The sequence below is a fragment of the Streptomyces sp. SID13666 genome (assembly GCF_010548325.1).
GTDB lineage: Bacteria > Actinomycetota > Actinomycetes > Streptomycetales > Streptomycetaceae > Actinacidiphila > Actinacidiphila fildesensis.
This window is the reverse complement of sequence record NZ_JAAGLX010000014.1, coordinates 52,891-71,213: the sequence shown is the minus strand read 5'-3', so window position 1 is coordinate 71,213 and position 18,323 is coordinate 52,891. Positions and strand designations below refer to the sequence as shown.

At 70.5% G+C, this 18,323-nt stretch carries 16 protein-coding genes and 1 tRNA gene; 7 read left to right on the top strand and 10 right to left on the bottom strand.

The window, feature by feature from the left end; translation table 11 throughout:
* Position 1 precedes the first annotated feature (1 nt).
* Positions 2-361, top strand: a complete 360-nt coding sequence (locus G3I60_RS19760) for a hypothetical protein (RefSeq protein ID WP_138358028.1) — start codon at positions 2-4, stop codon at positions 359-361.
* A 31-nt stretch (positions 362-392) separates the two neighbouring features.
* Positions 393-1,259 (top strand): spermidine synthase, encoded by an 867-nt coding sequence (locus tag G3I60_RS19755; RefSeq protein ID WP_198357335.1) that lies wholly within the window; start codon positions 393-395, stop codon positions 1,257-1,259.
* 23 nt (positions 1,260-1,282) lie between these two features.
* On the opposite strand, the gene G3I60_RS19750 is transcribed toward G3I60_RS19755, so the two are convergent.
* A complete protein-coding gene (locus G3I60_RS19750; RefSeq protein ID WP_138357994.1) occupies positions 1,283-1,822 on the bottom strand; it encodes a hypothetical protein in 540 nt (179 codons plus the stop codon).
* Positions 1,823-1,918: 96 nt separating this feature from the next.
* On the opposite strand from G3I60_RS19750, the gene G3I60_RS19745 reads away from it, so the two are divergent.
* From G3I60_RS19745 to G3I60_RS19735, 3 genes are all read left to right on the top strand, one after another.
* Positions 1,919-2,608 (top strand): response regulator transcription factor, encoded by a 690-nt coding sequence (locus G3I60_RS19745; RefSeq protein ID WP_164295417.1) that lies wholly within the window; start codon positions 1,919-1,921, stop codon positions 2,606-2,608.
* Complete coding sequence (locus G3I60_RS19740; RefSeq protein WP_164295416.1) at positions 2,605-3,999, top strand: HAMP domain-containing sensor histidine kinase; 1,395 nt, start codon at positions 2,605-2,607, stop codon at positions 3,997-3,999. Before G3I60_RS19745 ends, G3I60_RS19740 begins: the two co-directional genes overlap by 4 nt.
* Before the next feature lie 125 nt (positions 4,000-4,124).
* The gene (locus tag G3I60_RS19735) at positions 4,125-5,600 is read left to right on the top strand and encodes a cellulose binding domain-containing protein (protein ID WP_138357988.1); all 1,476 of its coding nucleotides are present in this window, start codon (positions 4,125-4,127) and stop codon (positions 5,598-5,600) included.
* Between the two features lie 116 nt (positions 5,601-5,716).
* Here G3I60_RS19735 and G3I60_RS19730 read toward each other — a convergent pair whose 3' ends face one another.
* The 4 genes from G3I60_RS19730 to G3I60_RS19715 all read right to left on the bottom strand — a co-directional run bounded on the left by G3I60_RS19730 (position 5,717) and on the right by G3I60_RS19715 (position 10,639).
* Positions 5,717-7,186 (bottom strand): GH1 family beta-glucosidase, encoded by a 1,470-nt coding sequence (locus G3I60_RS19730; protein ID WP_164295415.1) that lies wholly within the window; start codon positions 7,184-7,186, stop codon positions 5,717-5,719.
* Between the two features lie 56 nt (positions 7,187-7,242).
* On the bottom strand, positions 7,243-8,154 hold the full coding sequence (locus G3I60_RS19725; RefSeq protein ID WP_138357984.1) for a carbohydrate ABC transporter permease: 912 nt from the start codon (positions 8,152-8,154) through the stop codon (positions 7,243-7,245).
* Between the two features lie 4 nt (positions 8,155-8,158).
* Positions 8,159-9,169, bottom strand: a complete 1,011-nt coding sequence (locus G3I60_RS19720; protein WP_164607552.1) for a carbohydrate ABC transporter permease — start codon at positions 9,167-9,169, stop codon at positions 8,159-8,161.
* A gap of 123 nt (positions 9,170-9,292) precedes the next feature.
* Positions 9,293-10,639, bottom strand: coding sequence for an ABC transporter substrate-binding protein (locus G3I60_RS19715; RefSeq protein WP_164295413.1), 1,347 nt, complete (start codon positions 10,637-10,639; stop codon positions 9,293-9,295).
* A gap of 260 nt (positions 10,640-10,899) precedes the next feature.
* On the opposite strand from G3I60_RS19715, the gene G3I60_RS19710 reads away from it, so the two are divergent.
* The gene (locus G3I60_RS19710) at positions 10,900-11,958 is read left to right on the top strand and encodes a LacI family DNA-binding transcriptional regulator (RefSeq protein ID WP_164295412.1); all 1,059 of its coding nucleotides are present in this window, start codon (positions 10,900-10,902) and stop codon (positions 11,956-11,958) included.
* 136 nt (positions 11,959-12,094) lie between these two features.
* On the opposite strand, the gene G3I60_RS19705 is transcribed toward G3I60_RS19710, so the two are convergent.
* The 3 genes from G3I60_RS19705 to G3I60_RS19695 all read right to left on the bottom strand — a co-directional run bounded on the left by G3I60_RS19705 (position 12,095) and on the right by G3I60_RS19695 (position 14,123).
* Positions 12,095-12,167 (bottom strand) — tRNA-His (locus G3I60_RS19705).
* A gap of 67 nt (positions 12,168-12,234) precedes the next feature.
* On the bottom strand, positions 12,235-12,837 hold the full coding sequence (orn, locus tag G3I60_RS19700) for an oligoribonuclease (RefSeq protein WP_138355047.1): 603 nt from the start codon (positions 12,835-12,837) through the stop codon (positions 12,235-12,237).
* A 5-nt stretch (positions 12,838-12,842) separates the two neighbouring features.
* Positions 12,843-14,123: a helix-turn-helix domain-containing protein gene (locus G3I60_RS19695; RefSeq protein WP_164295473.1), complete on the bottom strand. Its 1,281-nt coding sequence runs from the start codon at positions 14,121-14,123 to the stop codon at positions 12,843-12,845.
* A 1,029-nt stretch (positions 14,124-15,152) separates the two neighbouring features.
* On the opposite strand from G3I60_RS19695, the gene G3I60_RS19690 reads away from it, so the two are divergent.
* Positions 15,153-15,674 carry a universal stress protein gene (locus G3I60_RS19690; RefSeq protein WP_138355048.1) on the top strand — a complete coding sequence of 174 codons (522 nt, stop codon included), beginning with the start codon at positions 15,153-15,155 and terminating at the stop codon, positions 15,672-15,674.
* A 330-nt stretch (positions 15,675-16,004) separates the two neighbouring features.
* Here the strand turns inward: G3I60_RS19690 and glmS are convergent, their stop codons facing one another.
* On the bottom strand, positions 16,005-17,819 hold the full coding sequence (gene glmS / locus G3I60_RS19685; protein ID WP_138355049.1) for a glutamine--fructose-6-phosphate transaminase (isomerizing): 1,815 nt from the start codon (positions 17,817-17,819) through the stop codon (positions 16,005-16,007).
* A gap of 95 nt (positions 17,820-17,914) precedes the next feature.
* The gene (locus G3I60_RS19680; protein WP_138355050.1) at positions 17,915-18,190 is read right to left on the bottom strand and encodes a hypothetical protein; all 276 of its coding nucleotides are present in this window, start codon (positions 18,188-18,190) and stop codon (positions 17,915-17,917) included.
* Between the last annotated feature and the right edge of the window lie 133 nt (positions 18,191-18,323).

The window sequence follows — 18,323 nt, the reverse complement described above, 5'->3', positions numbered from 1 at the left end:
GATGCCGCCGGCGACGCCGCCGTGCGATCTCGTCACCGTCCCGACCCAGCAGGGCCTGGAGGCCGTCGACATCCTGCGGCTGCGGACCGGCGTCGGGCCGGTGCTGCACGACGACGCGGGGGACGGCATCGGGTTCCTGGTGCCGCAGGGCACCGCGGACGGCTGGGACCTGCCCGGCAGTTCCTGTACGCGGAGCAACGGCCGCGGCTTCTCGATCGGCGCGGAGCCGTCGGAGGCCGGTTCCGGCTGGCTGGTGCCGCCGGACAGCGGGCCCGGCCGGATCACCGCCACCGACCCGGCCGTCCTGCGGGCGGCGCTCGGTGAGGCGGCCCGCACGATCAGGCTGGCCGGCGGCGTCTGACGCCGGCTGCTCGCTGGCCGATACTGGTCGGGTGGCAGGTAAGAAGCAGGGCGGAAGGGCGCAGGCCCGCGAAGCGGTCGGCGCCGTGGTCGACGGGGGGCAGGCCGAGCTGGTCCCGGACCGGGAGCGGCCGCACGGCTGGACGCTGCTCATCGACGGCGCACCGCAGTCGCACGTCGACCTCGACGACCCGTCGTACCTGGACTTCTCGTACCAGCGCAGGCTCGGCCACATCATCGACCTGGTCGCGCCCCCGGGGCGCCCGCTGCAGGTGCTGCACCTGGGCGGCGGCGCGCTCACCCTGGCCCGGTACACCGCCGCGACCCGGCCGCGCTCCACCCAGCAGGCCGTCGAGATCGACGGTCCGCTCGTCGAGCTGGTCCGCCGTGAACTGCCGTGGGACCGGACCTGGCGGATCAAGGTGCGGGGCGGGGACGCCCGGGCGGGGCTGGGGAAGGTCCCGGACGGCTGGGCCGACCTGGTCATCGCCGATGTCTTCGGCGGCGCCCGCACTCCCGCGCATCTGACCAGCGCCGAATTCCTGCACGAGGTCAGGCGCGCGCTGCGGCCCGGCGGTTTCTACGCGGCCAACCTCGCCGACGGCGGCGCCCTCGGCTTCCTGCGCGCCCAGATCGCCACCGCGCGGTCGGCGTTCGCCGAGGTCTGTGTGTCCGCCGACCCGGCGGTGCTGCGCGGCCGCCGTTTCGGCAACGCCATCCTGCTCGCCGCCGACGTCGAGCTGCCGCTCGCCGAGCTGACCCGGCGGGTCGCCTCCGACCCGCACCCCGGCCGCGTCGAACACGGCCGCCCGCTGGCCGACTTCGCCGGCGGCGCGGCCCCGGTCACCGACGCGACGGCCGCCCCGTCCCCGGCCCCGCCGGAGTCGGTCTTCCGCTGAACCGGAGATCCGGACGACAGGCCCTAATTCTTGTACATCTCCACCACGGGCGGGTGGCCGTTCCAGGTGCAGAAGACCGACGAGGTGGTGGTTCCGCTGGTGAAGTCCACCCGGATCCATTCGTCCAGCTTCCAGACCTTCATCTCCCAGCCCTCGTCGGGGGTGGCCGAGACGAGGGTGGCCGAGGCCGGCCCGAGGTCGAGCACGACGCGGCCGCCGGTGACCTTGTAGGCGTGCACATTGCCGGTGGTGTTGCTGGTGGAGGCGTCGTGCGAGGTGCCCGGGGGCTTCTCCGGCGGCGGGGACGGCGCCTTCGTCGCGGGCTTGGTGGTGGGCGGCACGGTCGGTGCGGGGGACGTCGTGGAAGGCACCGGCTTCGGCCGGTGCGTGGAGGAGGCCACCGGCCGCGCCGAGGAGCCGGCGACGGCATCGGAGACCGGGAGCGCGCGCGGTGGATCGTAGGCGGTACCGGCGAGCACGGAGTGCACTCCGAACCACGACATCGTCACCGCGGCTGTGGTCGCGAGCGTCCAGGCCCCGGCGTGAAGCAATCCTCGTTGCATCGGCACATCCTGCCGTACGCGCGGCAGGTCCGGGCGCGGAGGGCGGTAAACGGACGGAGGGGTACCGGGTCCCCCGGATGGGCTACCGTGCGGGCCATGGCAAGTGTGCTCGTGGTCGAGGACGACCAGTTCGTGCGCTCCGCCCTCATCCGGCACCTCACCGAGGCGGCCCACACCGTACGCAGTGTGGGCACGGCTCTTGAGGCGCTGCGCGAGGTGGCGCAGGTCGGTTTCGATGTCGTGATCCTCGATCTCGGCCTCCCGGATCTGGACGGGTCGGAGGCGCTGAAGATGCTGCGCGGGATCACCGATGTCCCGGTGATCATCGCCACCGCCCGTGACGACGAGGCGGAGGTGGTCAGGCTGCTCAACGCGGGCGCCGACGACTATCTCGTCAAGCCGTTCTCGGTCGAGCATCTGTCCGCCCGGATGGCCGCCGTGCTGCGCCGGGCGCGCGGCCGGGAGGCCGCGCCCGACGAGACCGCGCGGCTCGCGGTCGGCGGGCTGCGGATCGATGTGCGCAGGCGGCAGGCGGAGCTCGACGGGGTGACGCTGGACCTGACCCGCCGCGAGTTCGACCTGCTGGCCTTTCTCGCGTCGCGCCCCGGTGTCGTCGTGGCCCGCAAGGAACTGCTCGCCGAGGTGTGGCAGCAGTCCTACGGCGACGACCAGACCATCGACGTCCATCTGTCCTGGCTCCGTCGCAAACTGGGCGAAACGGCCGCCCGGCCGCGGTATCTGCACACGCTGCGCGGCGTCGGGGTGAAGCTGGAGCCACCGGCATGAGATGGCTGCTCGTCAAGGTGTGCCTGGCGGTGACCGCGATGGTCGTCGTCGCGTTCGCCGTACCGCTGGGCCTGGTGGTCAAGGAACTGGCCCGCGACCGGGCCTTCTCCAACGCCGAACGGCAGGCCGCCGCGATCGGTCCCGCGCTGGCCATCACCACCGACCGCGTCCAGCTGGAACGGGCGCTCGCCTCCACCCAGGCGGGCGCGGACGGCCGGATGGCGCTGCATGTGCCGGCCACCGCCGGCACCGCCCCGGTCGAGATCGGCAGGCACCGCTCCTCCGCCGCCGCGATGGACGCCGCGTCCAGCCGCGGCCGGGCCTCCACCGTCGCGGTCGGCGGCGGGTACGCGCTGCTGCAGCCGAACGCGGTCAGCTCGGGCACGGTCGCGGTCGTCGAGGTCTTCGTCCCGGACAGCGACGTCACCCGGGGTGTCGCCACCGCCTGGATCGTGCTGGCGGCGGTCGGCATCGGCCTGATCGTCGGCTCGGTGGCCATCGCCGACCGGCTCGGCACCCGGATGGTGCGGCCCGCCGGACGGCTGGCGAACGCGGCGAACGCGCTCGGCCGCGGCGACCTCGGCGTACGGGTCTCGGAGGCCGGGCCGTCGGAACTGCGCTCGGTCGCGGTCGCGTTCAACGCCATGGCCGACCAGGTCGTCCAACTGCTCGCCAACGAGCGCGAACTGGCCGCCGACCTCTCGCACCGGCTGCGCACCCCGCTCACCGTGCTCCGGCTCAACGCCGCCTCGCTCGGGAACGGGCCCGTCGCCGAGCAGACCCGCGAGGCCGTCGCGCAGCTGGAGCGCGAGGTCGACACGATCATCCGTACCGCGCGCGAACAGCAGATCACCGCACCGGTCATGGCCGGCTGCGACGCCGCCGAGGTGATCCGTGAACGGATGGCGTTCTGGTCCGCCCTCGCGGAGGACCAGGGGCGTGAGGCGCGCACGGCGGGCGTGGACCGGCCGGTCCGGGTGCCGGTGGCGCGCGGTGAGCTGGCCGCCGCGCTCGACGCGATGCTCGGCAATGTCTTCCGGCACACCCCGGAGGGCACCGCCTTCGCCGTGGACGTGCACAACGGCGAGGACGCCGTGATCGTGCTGGTCTCCGACGCCGGTACCGGCATCCGGGACCCCGCGGCCGCGCTGCGCCGCGGTCAGGGCGACGGTGGGCCGGGCTCGACGGGCCTGGGCCTGGACATCGTGCGGCGGGTCGCCGAGTCCACGGGCGGCGACATCGCCATCGGCCACTCCGTGCTCGGCGGCACCGAGGTCCGGGTCTGGCTGGCGCTGCGCCCCGGCTCCGGCGCATCCGGCCGGGGTCACCGTGTGCCACGCCGCCGTCGCAGACCGGGACAGAAGTCCACCGCCAGTGGTCTGAACCTTTAACCCGCTCCGATGCCGTCCTTAAGGGCGCCATAAGAACCCCAACCCCCGCTGTGGTCAGGGCTTTTGTCCGTTCCGCCCGCGCTAGCGTCGTGCCGCACCCCGCCCCCCACGAAAGGCAGGCCGGTATGGCCAGCACGCATCGCCGTCGACCCGGGTTCACGACCAAAGCGATCGGTGGCCTCGTCGCCGCGGGTGTCGTGGCGGGAGGCGCCTTCGCGCTGGCCGGGTCAGCGAGTGCCGCCCCGGTCGGCGCCGCCTACACCAAGACGAGCGGCTGGACCGGTGGCTACACCGGGCAGTACGAGATCACGAACTCCTCGGACAAGGCGTTGTCCGGCTGGACCCTGTCGTTCGACCTGCCGGCCGGCACCACGCTGAGCTCGCTGTGGAACGGCAGGTTCACCGCGAACGGCCAGCACATCACCGTGAAGCCGGAGGGCTGGAACGCCACCGTGGCGCCCGGCGCGAAGGTCGACGTCGGCTTCGTGGCGGCGTCCGGCGGCACCGCCGCGGACCCGGTCAACTGCCTGATCAACGACGCCAAGTGTTCGGTGGACTCCGGCCCGACCGCCACCCCCAGCGGCCGTCCGACCGTGACCGCGAGCCCGACCGCCTCGCCCACCCCGACGAAGACCGCGTCGCCGACCCCCACGAAGACCAGCACGCCGACCCCCACCCCCACCAAGACCGGCGGCACCACCCCGGTCGCCGGCGCGGGCTTCTCGCCGTACATCGACACCTCGCTGTACCCGGCCTTCGACATGGTCGGCTCCGCGAAGAGCACCGGCGTCAAGCAGTACAACCTCGCCTTCATCACCTCCGGCGGCGGCTGCACCCCCAAGTGGGGCGGTGTGACGGACCTCGGCTCCGACGCGGTGGCCGGCCGGATAGGCGCGCTGCGGGCGGCGGGCGGCGATGTCCGCGTCTCGTTCGGCGGGGCCTCGGGCTCCGAACTGGGCACGGCCTGCACCTCGGTCGGCGATCTGACGGCCGCGTACGGCAAGGCCGTCGACCAGTTCAAGCTGACCAAGGTCGACTTCGACATCGAGGGTGGCGCGCTCCCGGACACCGCGTCCAACAGCCGCCGCGCGCAGGCCATCGCCGCGCTCCAGAAGAGCCACAGCGGACTGGACGTCTCGTACACCCTCCCCGCGATGCCGACCGGTCTGACGCAGGACGGCATCAACCTGCTGGCCGACGCCAAGAAGAACGGCGTGAAGATCTCGGCCGTCAACATCATGGCGATGGACTACGGGCCCGCGTTCAACGGCGACATGGGCCAGTACGCGATCGATGGCGCCACGGCGACGCAGGCTCAGGTGAAGAGCGTGCTCGGCCTGTCGGACGCGGCCGCCTGGAAGGCGGTGGCGGTCACGCCGATGATCGGTGTGAACGACGTCAACACCGAGATCTTCACGGTGGACGACGCAACGCAGCTGGTGGACTTCGCCAAGTCGAAGGGCCTGGGCTGGCTGTCGATGTGGTCCTCGACGCGTGACAAGCAGTGCCCCGGCGGTGCGAAGAACTTCGCCGACGCGAGCTGCAGCTCGATCGTCCAGGGCGATCTGGCCTTCACCAAGGCGTTCGCCTCCTTCGGCTGATCGCACGGCCGACCGCAGGACGCAGCGGCCCACCGGCGGGGTTTCCCGCCGGTGGGCCGCTGCCGCGTGAAGTGGTGTCGACGGCACCCTCGAACCCCCGCACCACCCCGCGTCTCTTACGGAGCGTCAGGCTCCGTGATCTCACCCGTGCGCGCGACCTGGGCGTACCAGTGGGCGCTGGATTTCGGGATGCGGTTTTGGGTGGCGTAGTCGACGTAGACGGCGCCGAATCGTTTGCTGTAGCCGTAGGACCATTCGAAGTTGTCCATGAGTGACCACAGGAAGTAACCGCGGACGTCGGCGCCGTCGGCCATCGCGCGGTGTACGGCTGCGAGGTGTCCGCGCAGGTAGTCGATGCGCCGTGGGTCGTTGACGGTGCCTTCGGGGGAGACGTAGTCGTCGAAGGCGGCGCCGTTCTCGGTGACCATCAGTGGCAGGCCGGGGTTCTCCTGGGCGGTGCGGCGCAGCAGGTCGTACAGTCCGCTGGCGTCGACGGCCCAGCTCATCGCGGTGGTTTCGCCGGGTGGGAGGTGGAAGGCGACCTGTTCGGAGCCGGGCCAGGGGGAGTGCGCGCTGGCGCCGTGGCCGTCGAAGCGGGCGGCCTCGGTCCCGTCGGGGGTGGGCTGCGGGCCCGAAACGACGGTGGGCGTGTAGTAGTTGATGCCCAGCAGGTCGATGGGGCGGGAGATCTCGGCGAGGTCGCCGTCCCGTACCAGGGTCTGCCAGTCGACGAGGTGCGCGGTGTCGTCCAGCAGGTCCTCCGGGTACCCGCCGTGCAGGATCGGGCCGGTGAAGATCCGGTTGCCGACGGCGTCGATCCGGCGTGCCGCGTCCAGTGCCGCCGGCGAGCCGTCGAGCGGGCGCACCTGGTGGAGGTTGAGGGTGATCGAGGTCCGCGCGGTGGCGGGGAGTGTGGAGCGCAGAACCCCGATCGCCCGGCCATGGGCGAGATTGAGATGGTGGGCCGCCTTCAGCGCGGCGTCCGGTTCGGTGCGGCCGGGGGCGTGGACGCCGGATCCGTAGCCGAGGAAGGCGGAGCACCAGGGTTCGTTGAGGGTGGTCCAGTACGGGATGCGGTCGCCGAGTGCGCCGGCCATGATCGCGGCGTAGTCGGCGAAGCGTTCGGCGGTGTCGCGCACCGTCCAGCCGCCGACGTCCTCCAGATCCTGCGGCAGATCCCAGTGGTAGAGGGTCGCGACCGGGGTGATGCCCTTGTCGAGGAGCTCGTCGGCCAGCGCGCGGTAGAAGTCCAGGCCGCGTTGGACGGCGGGGCCGCGGCCGGTGGGCTGGACCCGCGACCAGGAGATGGAGAAGCGGTAGGCGCCCAGGTGGAGGCCGGACATCAGGGCGACATCGTCGCGGAACCGGTGGTAGTGGTCGGCCGCGATGTCGCCGGTGTCGCCGTTGTGGACCCGGCCCGGAGTGTGGCTGAAGGTGTCCCAGATGGAGGGGGTGCGGCCGTCTTCTGCCACGGCGCCCTCGATCTGGTACGCGGCGGTGGCCGCGCCCCAGACGAAGCCGGGCGGGAAACGGAGCAGACCGGCCGGTGCGGCCTCGGTCTCGGTCTCGGATCGGACAGCGGTCATACGGGGGCACTCCCAAAAGGTGAGCGGGACAGGTGGGGGCGTAGGGCTTCGGGAGGTCAGCTCTTGACGGCGCCGGCGGTGATGCCGCCCACGATGTGTTTGCCGAGCAGCGCGAAGACCAGCAGCAGCGGCACGGTCGCGATCAGCGCGCCGGTCAGCACCACCGCGTGGTCGATGGTGTGGTCACCGGAACCGAGCCCGGCCAGCGCCACCTGCACGGTGGGGTTCTGTTGGTTCAGTGCGATGAACGGCCAGAAGAAGTCGTTCCAGGACTGGACGAAGACCAGCATCCCCAGCACCGCCATGGCCGGCCGCGCGATCGGGAAGACCACGTGCCACACGATCCGCAGGCTGTGTGCCCCGTCCACCCGGGCCGCCTCGATCAGCTCGATGGGCAGCGCCTCGGCCAGGAACTGCCGCATGAAGAACACCCCGAACGCCGCCACCAGCGACGGCAGGATCACCGACTGCAGCCGGCCCACCCAGCCCAGATCGGTGATGATCTGGTAGAGCGGGATCACGCTGAGCTGCGGCGGGATCGTCATCGTCGCCACCACCAGGGTCAGCAGGCCGTTGCGGCCCCGGAAGCGCAGCTTCGCGAAGGCGAAGCCGGCCAGGGTGGCGAACAGCACCGTGCTGAGCGAGACGAACCCGGCCACGATGGTGGAGTTGATCAGGGCCTGGCCCATGTGGACCTGGTCCCAGGCGATCTTCAGGTTGTCGATCAGATGGGAGCCGGGCAGCAGCTCGGTCGGCGGCTGCACGATCTGGGTGTCGGTGCTGGAGGCCGCGACCACGGTCCAGTACAGCGGGAAGAGCGAGACCAGCGCCGCGACCACCAGGACCACGTACGTGACGGGCCCGGCGTGGTCCTGCCGTCCGGCGCGGGCCGAGAAGCGCCGCCGTTTGGGCGGGGCGGGAGTGGGCCCTGACCGGTGCGCGGCCCGTTCCGCGACTGCGTGTGCCATGAGGTCAGCCCCCCAGCTTCCTGCGGTTGACCCGCGTGATGATCAGTTGGACGGCGCCCACGAGCAGCAGGATCAGGAGCATCACCCACGCGACGGCCGACGCCTGTCCCAGCGCCCCGTTCTGCCAGCCCTTCTCGTACATGTAGAGGCTGAGCGTCTGGTACTGGTGCGCCGATCCGCCGCTGACGCCCAACCCGCCGCCGAACAGCATCGGTTCGCCGAACAGCTGGGTCGCCCCGATCGTCGAGACGATGATCGTGAACAGGATCGTGGGACGGATCGAGGGGATGGTCACGCTGAGGAACTGCCGCCAGCGCGACGCCCCGTCCAGCGCTGCCGCCTCGTACAGATCACCCGGCACGGCCTGCATCGCGGCCAGGTAGATCAGCGCGTTGTACCCCGTCCACCGCCAGGTCACGATCGTGGAGATGGCGATCTGGGACGGCCACTTGTCGGCCTCCCACTGGATGTGGTGCACCCCGAAGTGGCCGAGCAGCTGGTTGACCATCCCGTAGTCGGGGTTGAAGAGCTGGACGAAGACCAGCGAGGCCGCCGCGATCGACGTCGCGTACGGGGCCAGCACCGCGACCCGGAAGAACCCGCGCGCCCGGAGCTTGTAGTTCAGGAGATGGGCCAGGCCCAGCGCCATCAGCAGCTGCGGGACGGTGGAGATCACCCCCAGCGAGAACGTGTTGCGCAGCGCGTTCCAGAAGAACTCGCTGTCCCACAACCGGGTGTAGTTGTCGAACCCGCGCCACTGCGCGGTACCGCCCAACTCCACCTGATGGAACGAGAGCCAACCCGTGTAGATCAGCGGAAAGAGCCCGAACGCGGCGAAGCAGACGAAGAACGGGGCGATGTACGCGTACGGCGTCGCCTTCAGATCCAGGCGGTACAGCCGCGAGCGCCAGGAGAGGCCGGCGGGCGGGCCGGGGGTGCCCGGTGGTGCGGGGGCCGGGACGGGCCGGGCCGGCGGCGGACTGCCGTCGGCCGACGCCCTGACGGAGGTGGCCACGAGTGGCGTCCTTCCCGGTCGGGTCAGTCGGTCGGTCTCGGTCGGGACGGTCGGTCACGGCCGGATCAGCGTCGTGGGGCGGGCCGCCCGGCAGGAGTGGGCACTGCGGGGCGGCCCCGCCGGCTACTGGTCGATCTTGTCCTTGACCAGCGCCTGCACGGTGGACCACGCCTTGTCCTTGGACGTGCCGTGCTGCTCGATGTCGAGCAGCCCGTTGTCGGTGATGTACGTCTTCACCTGGCCGTCGTAGCGGCCGATCGGCGCCGGGGTGACACCCTTGGCAATGGCCGTGTAGACCTTCCCGATCGGCGCGGTGCCGAAGTACGGGTTCGTCGCGTCCGTCACGGTCGGCGAGTCGAGACCGGCCTTGGTGGACGGGATGTTGCCGTTCTTGGCGAACACCTTCGCCTGCTGCTCGGGCGCGGTCAGCCAGGCGGCCAGCGCGGTCGCCTCAGCGGTGTGCTTGCCCGCCTTGGGCACGGACAGGAACGCACCGCCCCAGTTGCCGGACTCCGGCGCCGCGGCGATGTCCCACTTCGCCGTATTGGCCGGACCCGCCTGCTCCTTGATGATGCCGGTCATCCAGCTGGGGCAGGCGATCGTGGCGAACGTCGAGTTCTTGAACGCCGCGTTCCAGGTGCCCTTGTCGTCGAACTGCCGCAGCTTGGCGCTCAGACCCTGCTGCGCCGACTCCACCGCCAGGTCCCACGCCTTCTTCACACCCGGGCTGGTGTCGTAGATCAGTTTGCCCTGGTCGTCGGAGTACTGCTGCGCCTGACTGGAGACCACCGCGTTGAAGACACCGCTGGCGGAGTCGGTGAAGGACACCCCGGCCGGCGCCTTGGCCTTGAACTGCTGACCAACAGCGATGTACTTGGCCCAGTCGCCCGCCCACAGCGCGGCGACCGCCTCACGGTCGGTCGGCAGACCGGCCTTCTGGAACAGGTCCTTGCGGTAGCAGACCGCCATCGGGCCGACGTCGGTGCCGAGTCCGATCACCTGGCCGCTCTTCGTGGTGGCCTGCTTCTCCTTCCAGTCCAGCCACTTGGTGGTGTCGACCCCGGTGGCCTTGCCCAGGTCGACGAACCGGTCGCCGAGCGTGGCGGTCGCCTCGGCGATGAAGCCGACCTCGATCGCCTGGACGTCGGCCAGGCCGCTGCCCTGCGACAGGTGCAGCTTCAGCGCGTCCCAGTACTTCTGGCCGTCGGCGACGTTGTCCTCGACGATCGTGATGTTCGGGTGCAGCTGGTGGTACTCCGAGAACAGGGCCGCGCCCGTCTTGTCGTCGTAGCCGAACGAGCCGAAGTCGCCGACGTGCAGCGTGATGTTCTCGGTTCCGGTGCTGCCCTTCTTCCCCGAGTCCGAGCTGCTGTCGCTGCTGCAGCCGGTGATCAGGGTCGCGCAGGTCGCGAGCCCCGCGACCGCTATCAGTGCGGTCCGACGGGCGCGAGTGCCGCTGGAAGTGCGCATTCCACTCTCCTTGTCCAGGGTGGGTCTGGCGTTCGTTCTGACGTCCGGGCGTGCGACGAGGTGTGGGAGCGCTCCCACGAAGGCTTGCCGGAACAGTCCTGCCTCGGAGGGGGAAGTGTCAAGGCATGAAGTCGTTTTCGTTGCCGGAACGTGTCCGGACCGGACCTTCGATCACTTCTTGAACGAAACCGGCACCGCACGGCCGCTATCGTGAGAGATCGTGGGAGCGCTCTCACGCACGGTGCGTCCGAGCGCCTAGGATGGCGCGTCAGCCATGTCGGGAGGCGGAAGTGACCGTGAACGGTCGGCACAGCGGACGGCCCACGCTCGAAGAGGTCGCCGCACGCGCCGGGGTGGGCCGCGGCACGGTCTCCCGGGTCATCAACGGCTCCCCCCGGGTGAGCGACCGGGCCAAGGCCGCCGTCGAGGTCGCCGTCGCCGAGCTGGGGTACGTCCCCAACCGCGCCGCCCGCGCCCTCGCGGGCAACCGGACGGACGCCATCGCGCTCGTCATCCCCGAACCCGAGACCCGGCTCTTCGCCGAGCCGTACTTCTCCGACATCATCCGCGGTGTCGGCGCCGAGCTCGCCGACACCGACATGCAGCTGCTGCTGACGCTGATCCGGACCCCCAAGGAACGCTCCCGCTTCGCCCAGTACCTCAGCGCCCACCGGGTCGACGGCGTTCTGCTCGTCTCCGTGCACGAGGACGACCCGCTGCCGGACCTGCTGGAACAGCTGGACATGCCCGCCGTCCTGAACGGCCGGCGCTCCGACCTGGAGTCCGTGTCCTACGTGGACTCCGACAACGTCGGCGGCGCCCGGTCCGCCGTCGGCTATCTGCTCGGCCGCGGCCGCCGTGCCGTCGCCACCATCACCGGCCCCGTCGACATGTACGTCGCCCGCTGCCGTCTCGACGGCTACCGCCAGGCCGTCGGCGCGGCGGGCCTGGGCGACGACGCCTCGCTCGTCGCCCGCGGCGACTTCACCGAGGAGGGCGGCCGGCGCGCGATGCGCGAGCTGCTCGCCCGGCGGCCCGACGTGGACGCCGTCTTCGCGGCCTCCGACGTCATGGCCTCCGGCGCGCTCCAGGTCCTGCGGGAGGCCGGCCGGCGGGTCCCCGACGACGTGGCGCTCATCGGCTTCGACGACTCCGTCATCGCCCGCCATACGGACCCCGCCCTCACGAGCGTCCGGCAGCCCATCGAGGAGATGGGCCGCACCATGGCCCGCGTCCTCCTGGAGGAGATCGCGGAACGCACCTCGGTGCGGCGGCATGTGGTGCTCTCCACGGAGCTGGTACGGCGGGACTCGGCGTAGCGGGGTCCGCGTTCACCGGAAAGTGTGACGTCGGACACAGGGCGAACGGCGCCGCCCCGACCCCCACCGGGCCCCCGGGACCCAGGACATGACGAAGGCCCGGTCTGTTCTCACAGACCGGGCCTTCGTCATTCAGGGTGAGTGACGGGACTTGAACCCGCGGCCACCTGGACCACAACCAGGTGCTCTACCAACTGAGCTACACCCACCATGTCCGGCGCTTCTCGGCGCCGACCTGAAGAAGCATACAGGGTCCGGGAGGGTGCTCGCCTCAGGCTATTCGGCAGCCAGGACGTGCTTGGCCGCGATGGCCCGGGCGGTGTCGGTGTCCGGGCCGGGCTGCGGCACGAAGACGGCCTCGCGGTAGTAGCGCAGCTCCGCGATGGACTCGCGGATGTCGGCCAGGGCGCGGTGGTTGCCGTTCTTCTCCGGGCTGTTGAAGTACGCCCGGGGGTACCACCGGCGGGACAGCTCCTTGATGGAGGAGACGTCCACGATCCGGTAGTGGAGGTGCTGTTCGAGGGCCGGCATGTCCCGGGCGAGGAAGCCGCGGTCAGTGCTGACCGAGTTTCCGCACAGCGGGGCCTTGCGCGGTTCCGACACGTGCTCGCGCACGTAGTCGAGCACCAGCTTCTCGGCCTCCTCGAGCGTCACACCGCCCTCGAGCTCCTCCAGGAGCCCGGAGGCGGTGTGCATCTCGCGTACGACGTCGGGCATGGTCGTCAAGGACTCGGCGGGCGGGCGGATGACGATCTCCACCCCCTCGCCGAGAATGTTCAGCTCGGAGTCGGTGACCAGTGCGGCCACCTCGACGAGCGCGTCGTGGGCCAGGGACAGCCCGGTCATCTCGCAGTCGATCCACACCATGCGGTCGTTCATGGGTCTCACCCTAAGGGGCGATCGCGTGGACCAGGCATAGCCGGGTTGCGGCCGCGTGCGATGCGCTCCGCGCGCAGCCGCCCCCTGATGATGCCGTCGGAGCCGTCCATACGGCTCTGCTCGGGCACCCGAGGGGCGTACACGTCGGAGTCGGGCTTGCCCGGCACCGTCAGGAGCTGTGGCGTGCCCCGGCGGGGCGGCAGGTGCTCGGCCGGCGCGGGTGGCCGCTCCGGGTCGTCCTGCGGGCGCCGGGCCCGGTACGCGGCCCGGTAGGAGGCGGGCGACGACCCGAGCTGGCGGCGGAAGTGCCCGCGCAGCGCGACGGGGGAGCGGAAGCCGCAGCGGCCCGCCACCTCGTCCACCGAGAAGTCGGACGTCTCCAGCAGCCGCTGCGCCTGCAGCACCCGCTGAGTGATCAGCCACTGCAGTGGGGCACTGCCGGTGAGCGACCGGAACCGCCGGTCGAAGGTCCTGCGGCTCATATAGGCGCGAGCCGCGAGGGCCTCCACGTCGAACTGCTCGTGCAGATGCTCCAGCGCCCAGGCGACGACCTCGGCCAGCGGGTCACCGCCGATCTCTTCTGGTAATGACCTGTCGAGGTGGCGCTGGCTGGAGGGCCAGTCACTGCGGCGCGGCGGCACGACGAGCCGCCGGGCGAGCGCGTTCGCCGCCTCGGCGCCGTGGTCGGTGCGCACGACATGCAGGCAGAGGTCGATTCCGGCCGCGGTGCCGGCCGAGGTCAGTACGTCTCCGTCGTCCACGAAAAGCTCCCGGGGGTCCACATGCACGGAGGGATAGCGCTTGGCCAAGGTGGGCGCGTACATCCAGTGGGTGGTCGCGGGGCGGCCGTCCAGAAGCCCCGCGGCGGCCAGTACGAACGCCCCTGTGCACAGGCCGATGATCCGGGCGCCCTCCTCATGGGCCCGGCGCAGCGCGTCGAGGGCCTCGGGAGGTGGTGGTTGGGAGATCGAGCGCCAGGCGGGCACCACTACGGTGCCGGCCCGTGACAGCGCTTCGAGTCCGTACGGGGCGCTGAGTTCCAGGCCCCCTGTGGTGCGAAGTGGCCCGTCCTCGCCGGCGCAGACCAGCAGCCGGTAGCGGGGCACGCCCGCGTCCTGCCGGTCGATGCCGAACACGGAGAGCGGGATGGAACTTTCGAAGATCGGCCCGCCGCTGAACAACAGCACGGCGACAACTTCGGCACGCCGCCGCGCGGACAGTTTGCGAGTGGCGCGGGACGACGCTGACGGTGCTGAGGATCCGGCTGATGGCGACAGGTTCTCCATCGCCGTACCGGTCCTGGACTCCTGGCTCATCATGGAGCTCAAGCCCCCCTCGATCGACGCGGCCCCTCGGTCCTGCACGTTTCCCCCGCCGTATTTCCCAAGATCGAATCTACTGTGTTTGGTGTGTCAGATGAGGCAGTTGTGAATACTTCACCACCTGGCGCTAAGTCGACTTGACCACGTGGCGTGAAGCATTCGATCACGAAGCGTTCCACTCACCGGGCCTGCTGGGAAGTACGCCTCTGGCTCCCGCGGTGGCCTACGACGCTCCTCGCGCCCCCTGGAGCCGTTTCATTGCAGGTGGCAGACGTGTCAGCAAGCGCTTTGACCAACAGGGGTACTGCGGCCAGAAGTTGGCTGAAAAACATACGCACCGATGTGCACGCCCCTGGACGGCACCCCGGTGTGCGCCCCCTGGCCAGCCAACCGCCCCGGTGCGCTCCTCACGGCCGCCGGCGTCATCGGGGCGTTATCGGGCCATTTGCCGGTCCCTCGCCGGACCGGTGTCTTGTTCACGCCGGTGCCGCGGAGAATTTGGTTTGCGCGGGGGGCGATGTTCGTGCGGTCACCCCCCGGCCGGGCGTCCCGCGCAGGTCTGGGGTGCTCCGCACATCGCTCCGGGGTGTCTCCAGGGGAGCCCTCGGGCCGCTCCGGAAGACCCCTTGAGCCGTTCTGGAGCCGCCCTGGACCCGTTCTGGAGCCGGCCCGCCCGCGACGGCCGCTCCCGCCGCGCGGATTCGTCCGGCCGGATGACGGCACGACGTTGCGCTCACGGCCGGGCTCCGGCATTCTCCTGGAAACTCCGGGTACGTAATGCCTGCGAAGGCTCGACGAGTCTGTGCAGGGATGCGTCTCCGCCGTACTCTGGAGTGACCAGGGTCGGAAGCCTCGAACTGGCCGAAACCGGTCAGCCTCGCGGCCCCCGTCAGGGTATTACCGAAGACGCAGCGAAGCTCGCTGTGACGACTGCAGCACCGCCGTTGTCCGCCGGTCGGCGTCCCCACGCCGCCCTTGTCGAGAAACCGCATCATGGCCGGTTATGAGCTCCCTGAGCCCGCTGAAGGCAAGCCGCTCGCCGAATCGGCGGCGCTCCCCGAAGCGGCCCCCGAGCTGCGCTCGTCCTGCGACCCGGCCTTCCGGCACGGTGTCGTGGTGGGATTCGACGGTTCGGTCTCCAGCGAGCGGGCGCTTGCCTACTCGATCGGCATGGCCCGGCGACTGGGCTCGGCTCTGATCATCGTCCACGTGGCCAACCGCCTCCCGGCCACGGTCTGGGCGGGCTGCGAACCACCGGTCTTCGTCGACGTCCCCGACCACAGAACCGAGGTCCTGGGGCTGGAACTCGCCTGCGCCGACCACCTCGCCGAGGTCCCCTGGATCCTCGTCGAACGCGGCGGCGACATCTGCCACGAACTGGAGGAGGTCGGCCGCGAGTACGAGGCCGACGCCATCGTCGTGGGCGGCACCCAGGGCATCATCGGCCGCATCTTCGGCTCGGTAGCAGGCCGCCTGGCGCGCCGGGCGCAACGCCCGGTCATCGTCATCCCGTAGAACGCCCACGGGAGCACCCAGGGGAGCGCCACCACAGCCACACCCACCACCGGCCGTCGGTCACGCACCCCGCACACCCATGCGGCAAACCGTCGCCGCAGCAGACCCACCCCCCGTATCCAGTGCGCTCTGACCCCTTGCGGCCCACGTTCCCGCAGGTCAGACGGGACGCAAGGGGGCCGGGGCCGCAGGGGTGGGTTTCGAAATGCTGCCGAGCTATTTGTGGGCCGCTGGGGGCACCCCCGGCCGAAGGTTGGGGGACCGTAAACAGTCGATTTCGAAACCCACCCCGGAGGACCCGGCCCCCGCACCCACCACCAACCCGCAGGCCTACTCCACCGTCACGGACTTCGCCAGGTTCCGCGGCTTGTCGATGTCACGCCCCATCGCCTTCGCCGTGTGGTAAGCGAACAACTGCAGCGGAATCCCCATCAGAATCGGATCCAGCTCGACCTCGTTCTTCGGCACCACGATCGTGTGGTCCGCCTTCTCCTGCACCTGGTGCGCCACCGCCAGAATCCGCCCGCTCCGCGCCTTGATCTCCTCCAGCGCCGCCCGGTTCTTCTCCAGCAGATCGTCGTCCGGCACGATCGCCACCGTCGGCAGCGCCGGCTCGATCAGCGCCAGCGGACCGTGCTTCAACTCGGAGGCCGGGTACGCCTCCGCGTGGATGTAGCTGATCTCCTTGAGCTTCAACGAGGCCTCACGCGCCACCGGATAGCCCCGCACGCGCCCGATGAACATCATCGACTTGGCGCCCGCGTACTCGGCGGCCAGCTTCTCGATCTCCGCCTCGCCCTCCAGCATCTCGGCGATCTGAGCGGGCAGCTTCCGCAGCCCCGCGATGATCCGCTTGCCGTCCGCGACCGACAGGTCGCGGATCCGGCCCAGGTGCAGCGCGAGCAGCGCGAACGCGACGACGGTGTTGGTGAAGCACTTGGTGGAGACGACGCAGACCTCGGGGCCGGCGTGCACGTACACGCCGCCGTCCGTCTCGCGGGCGATCGCCGAGCCGACGACGTTCACCACACCCAGCACCCGCGCGCCCTTGCGCTTGAGCTCCTGGACGGCGGCGAGCACGTCGTAGGTCTCGCCGGACTGGGAGACCGCGATGTAGAGGGTGTCGGGGTCGACGACCGGGTTGCGATAGCGGAACTCGGAGGCGGGCTCGGCGTCCGAGGGGATGCGGGCCAGCTCCTCGATCATCTGCGCGCCGATCTGGCCCGCGTGGTACGACGTGCCGCAGCCGAGGATCTTGATCCGGCGGACGCTCCGCGCCTCGCGCGGGTCGAGGTTCAGCCCGCCCAGGTGCACGGTGGAGAACCGGTCGTCGATACGGCCGCGCAGCACGCGGTCGACCGCGTCGGGCTGCTCGGAGATCTCCTTGTGCATGTACGTGTCGTGGCCGCCCATGTCGTACGACTCGGCCTCCCACTCCACGGTGGTCGGCGTGGCCGAGGTGCTGGAACCCTCGGTGGTGTACGTGCGGAAGTCGTCGGCCTTGAGGGTGGCCATCTCGCCGTCGTCGAGGGTGACGACCTGGCGGGTGTGGCTGACCAGCGCGGCGACGTCCGAGGCGACGAACATCTCCTTGTCGCCGATGCCGAGCACGACGGGCGAGCCGTTGCGGGCGACGACGATGCGGTCGGGGAAGTCCTGGTGCATGACGGCGATGCCGTAGGTGCCCTCGACGCGGCGCAGTGCTTCCTGGACCTTGGCCTCCAGGGTGTCGGCCTGCGAGCGGCCGATGAGGTGCACGACGACCTCGGAGTCGGTCTCGGAGGTGAACTCGACGCCGTCGGCGATCAGTTTGGCGCGCAGATCGTCGGCGTTGTCGATGATGCCGTTGTGGACGAGGGCGACTTTGCCCTCCGCGTCAAGGTGGGGGTGCGCGTTCTCGTCGTTCGGAGCGCCGTGCGTGGCCCAGCGGGTGTGCGCGATACCGGTGGTGCCGGCGAAGCGCTTGGGGATACGGGCCTCCAGCTCGCGGACCCGGCCCTTGGCCTTGACCGTCTTGAGGACCCCGGACTTTCCGGTGATGACGACGCCCGCCGAGTCGTAGCCCCGGTACTCCAGCCGCTGCAGGCCTTCCAGCAGCAGTGGAGCCACGTCGCGCTTACCGATGTATCCGACGATCCCGCACATATGGTCGTCCCTCTCCGTCGTGAGTCAGTCGTACGTCAGTAGGTGGTGCCGCACCCGCACGCGGGCACCAGGTGTTTCCGGTGTGTCAGCCTGTGTCAGCCGTAGACGATGCGGCGCAGTTGCCGCAGGGAGAGCTCCGGCGGAGCCACCGCGCGGTACGGCAGCTCCTCGGTGATCCGCTCGAAGATCACCGCGTTGACCAGGCCCTTGGCCTGGAGCTCGCGGTGCCGGCGGCGGACGAACAGCTCTGTCGTCTCGTCGAAGTACGCCAGCACGTCCTGGATCACCCGGACCGCCTCACCGCGGTGCAGCGGTGTGGTGCGGACCAGGTGGTCGACAAGGTCCTCATGGGACGTCTGGCGGTCGGGCATCCGTCGATACTGGTGTGATCATCGCCCGTTTGCAAGAATCCTGCCCGATTTCGGGCAGGAGATGGATCCGGGTGAGCCAAAAGCGTGGGGAATTGGTCTACACCTTGACCACTCCGGGGGCGCACGGTACCCA

Coding starts and splice junctions, on each gene's coding strand:
- G3I60_RS19735 (WP_138357988.1), top strand. CDS start 4,125: ATGGCCAGCACGCATCGCCGTCGACCCGGGTTCACGACCAAAGCGATC.
- G3I60_RS19715 (WP_164295413.1), bottom strand. CDS start 10,639: ATGCGCACTTCCAGCGGCACTCGCGCCCGTCGGACCGCACTGATAGCG.
- G3I60_RS19710 (WP_164295412.1), top strand. CDS start 10,900: ATGGCGCGTCAGCCATGTCGGGAGGCGGAAGTGACCGTGAACGGTCGG.
- G3I60_RS19695 (WP_164295473.1), bottom strand. CDS start 14,123: ATGGAGAACCTGTCGCCATCAGCCGGATCCTCAGCACCGTCAGCGTCG.
- G3I60_RS19680 (WP_138355050.1), bottom strand. CDS start 18,190: ATGCCCGACCGCCAGACGTCCCATGAGGACCTTGTCGACCACCTGGTC.
- G3I60_RS19745 (WP_164295417.1), top strand. CDS start 1,919: ATGGCAAGTGTGCTCGTGGTCGAGGACGACCAGTTCGTGCGCTCCGCC.
- orn (WP_138355047.1), bottom strand. CDS start 12,837: ATGAACGACCGCATGGTGTGGATCGACTGCGAGATGACCGGGCTGTCC.
- G3I60_RS19725 (WP_138357984.1), bottom strand. CDS start 8,154: ATGGCACACGCAGTCGCGGAACGGGCCGCGCACCGGTCAGGGCCCACT.
- G3I60_RS19730 (WP_164295415.1), bottom strand. CDS start 7,186: ATGACCGCTGTCCGATCCGAGACCGAGACCGAGGCCGCACCGGCCGGT.
- G3I60_RS19760 (WP_138358028.1), top strand. CDS start 2: ATGCCGCCGGCGACGCCGCCGTGCGATCTCGTCACCGTCCCGACCCAG.
- G3I60_RS19750 (WP_138357994.1), bottom strand. CDS start 1,822: ATGCAACGAGGATTGCTTCACGCCGGGGCCTGGACGCTCGCGACCACA.
- G3I60_RS19690 (WP_138355048.1), top strand. CDS start 15,153: ATGGCCGGTTATGAGCTCCCTGAGCCCGCTGAAGGCAAGCCGCTCGCC.
- glmS (WP_138355049.1), bottom strand. CDS start 17,819: ATGTGCGGGATCGTCGGATACATCGGTAAGCGCGACGTGGCTCCACTG.
- G3I60_RS19740 (WP_164295416.1), top strand. CDS start 2,605: ATGAGATGGCTGCTCGTCAAGGTGTGCCTGGCGGTGACCGCGATGGTC.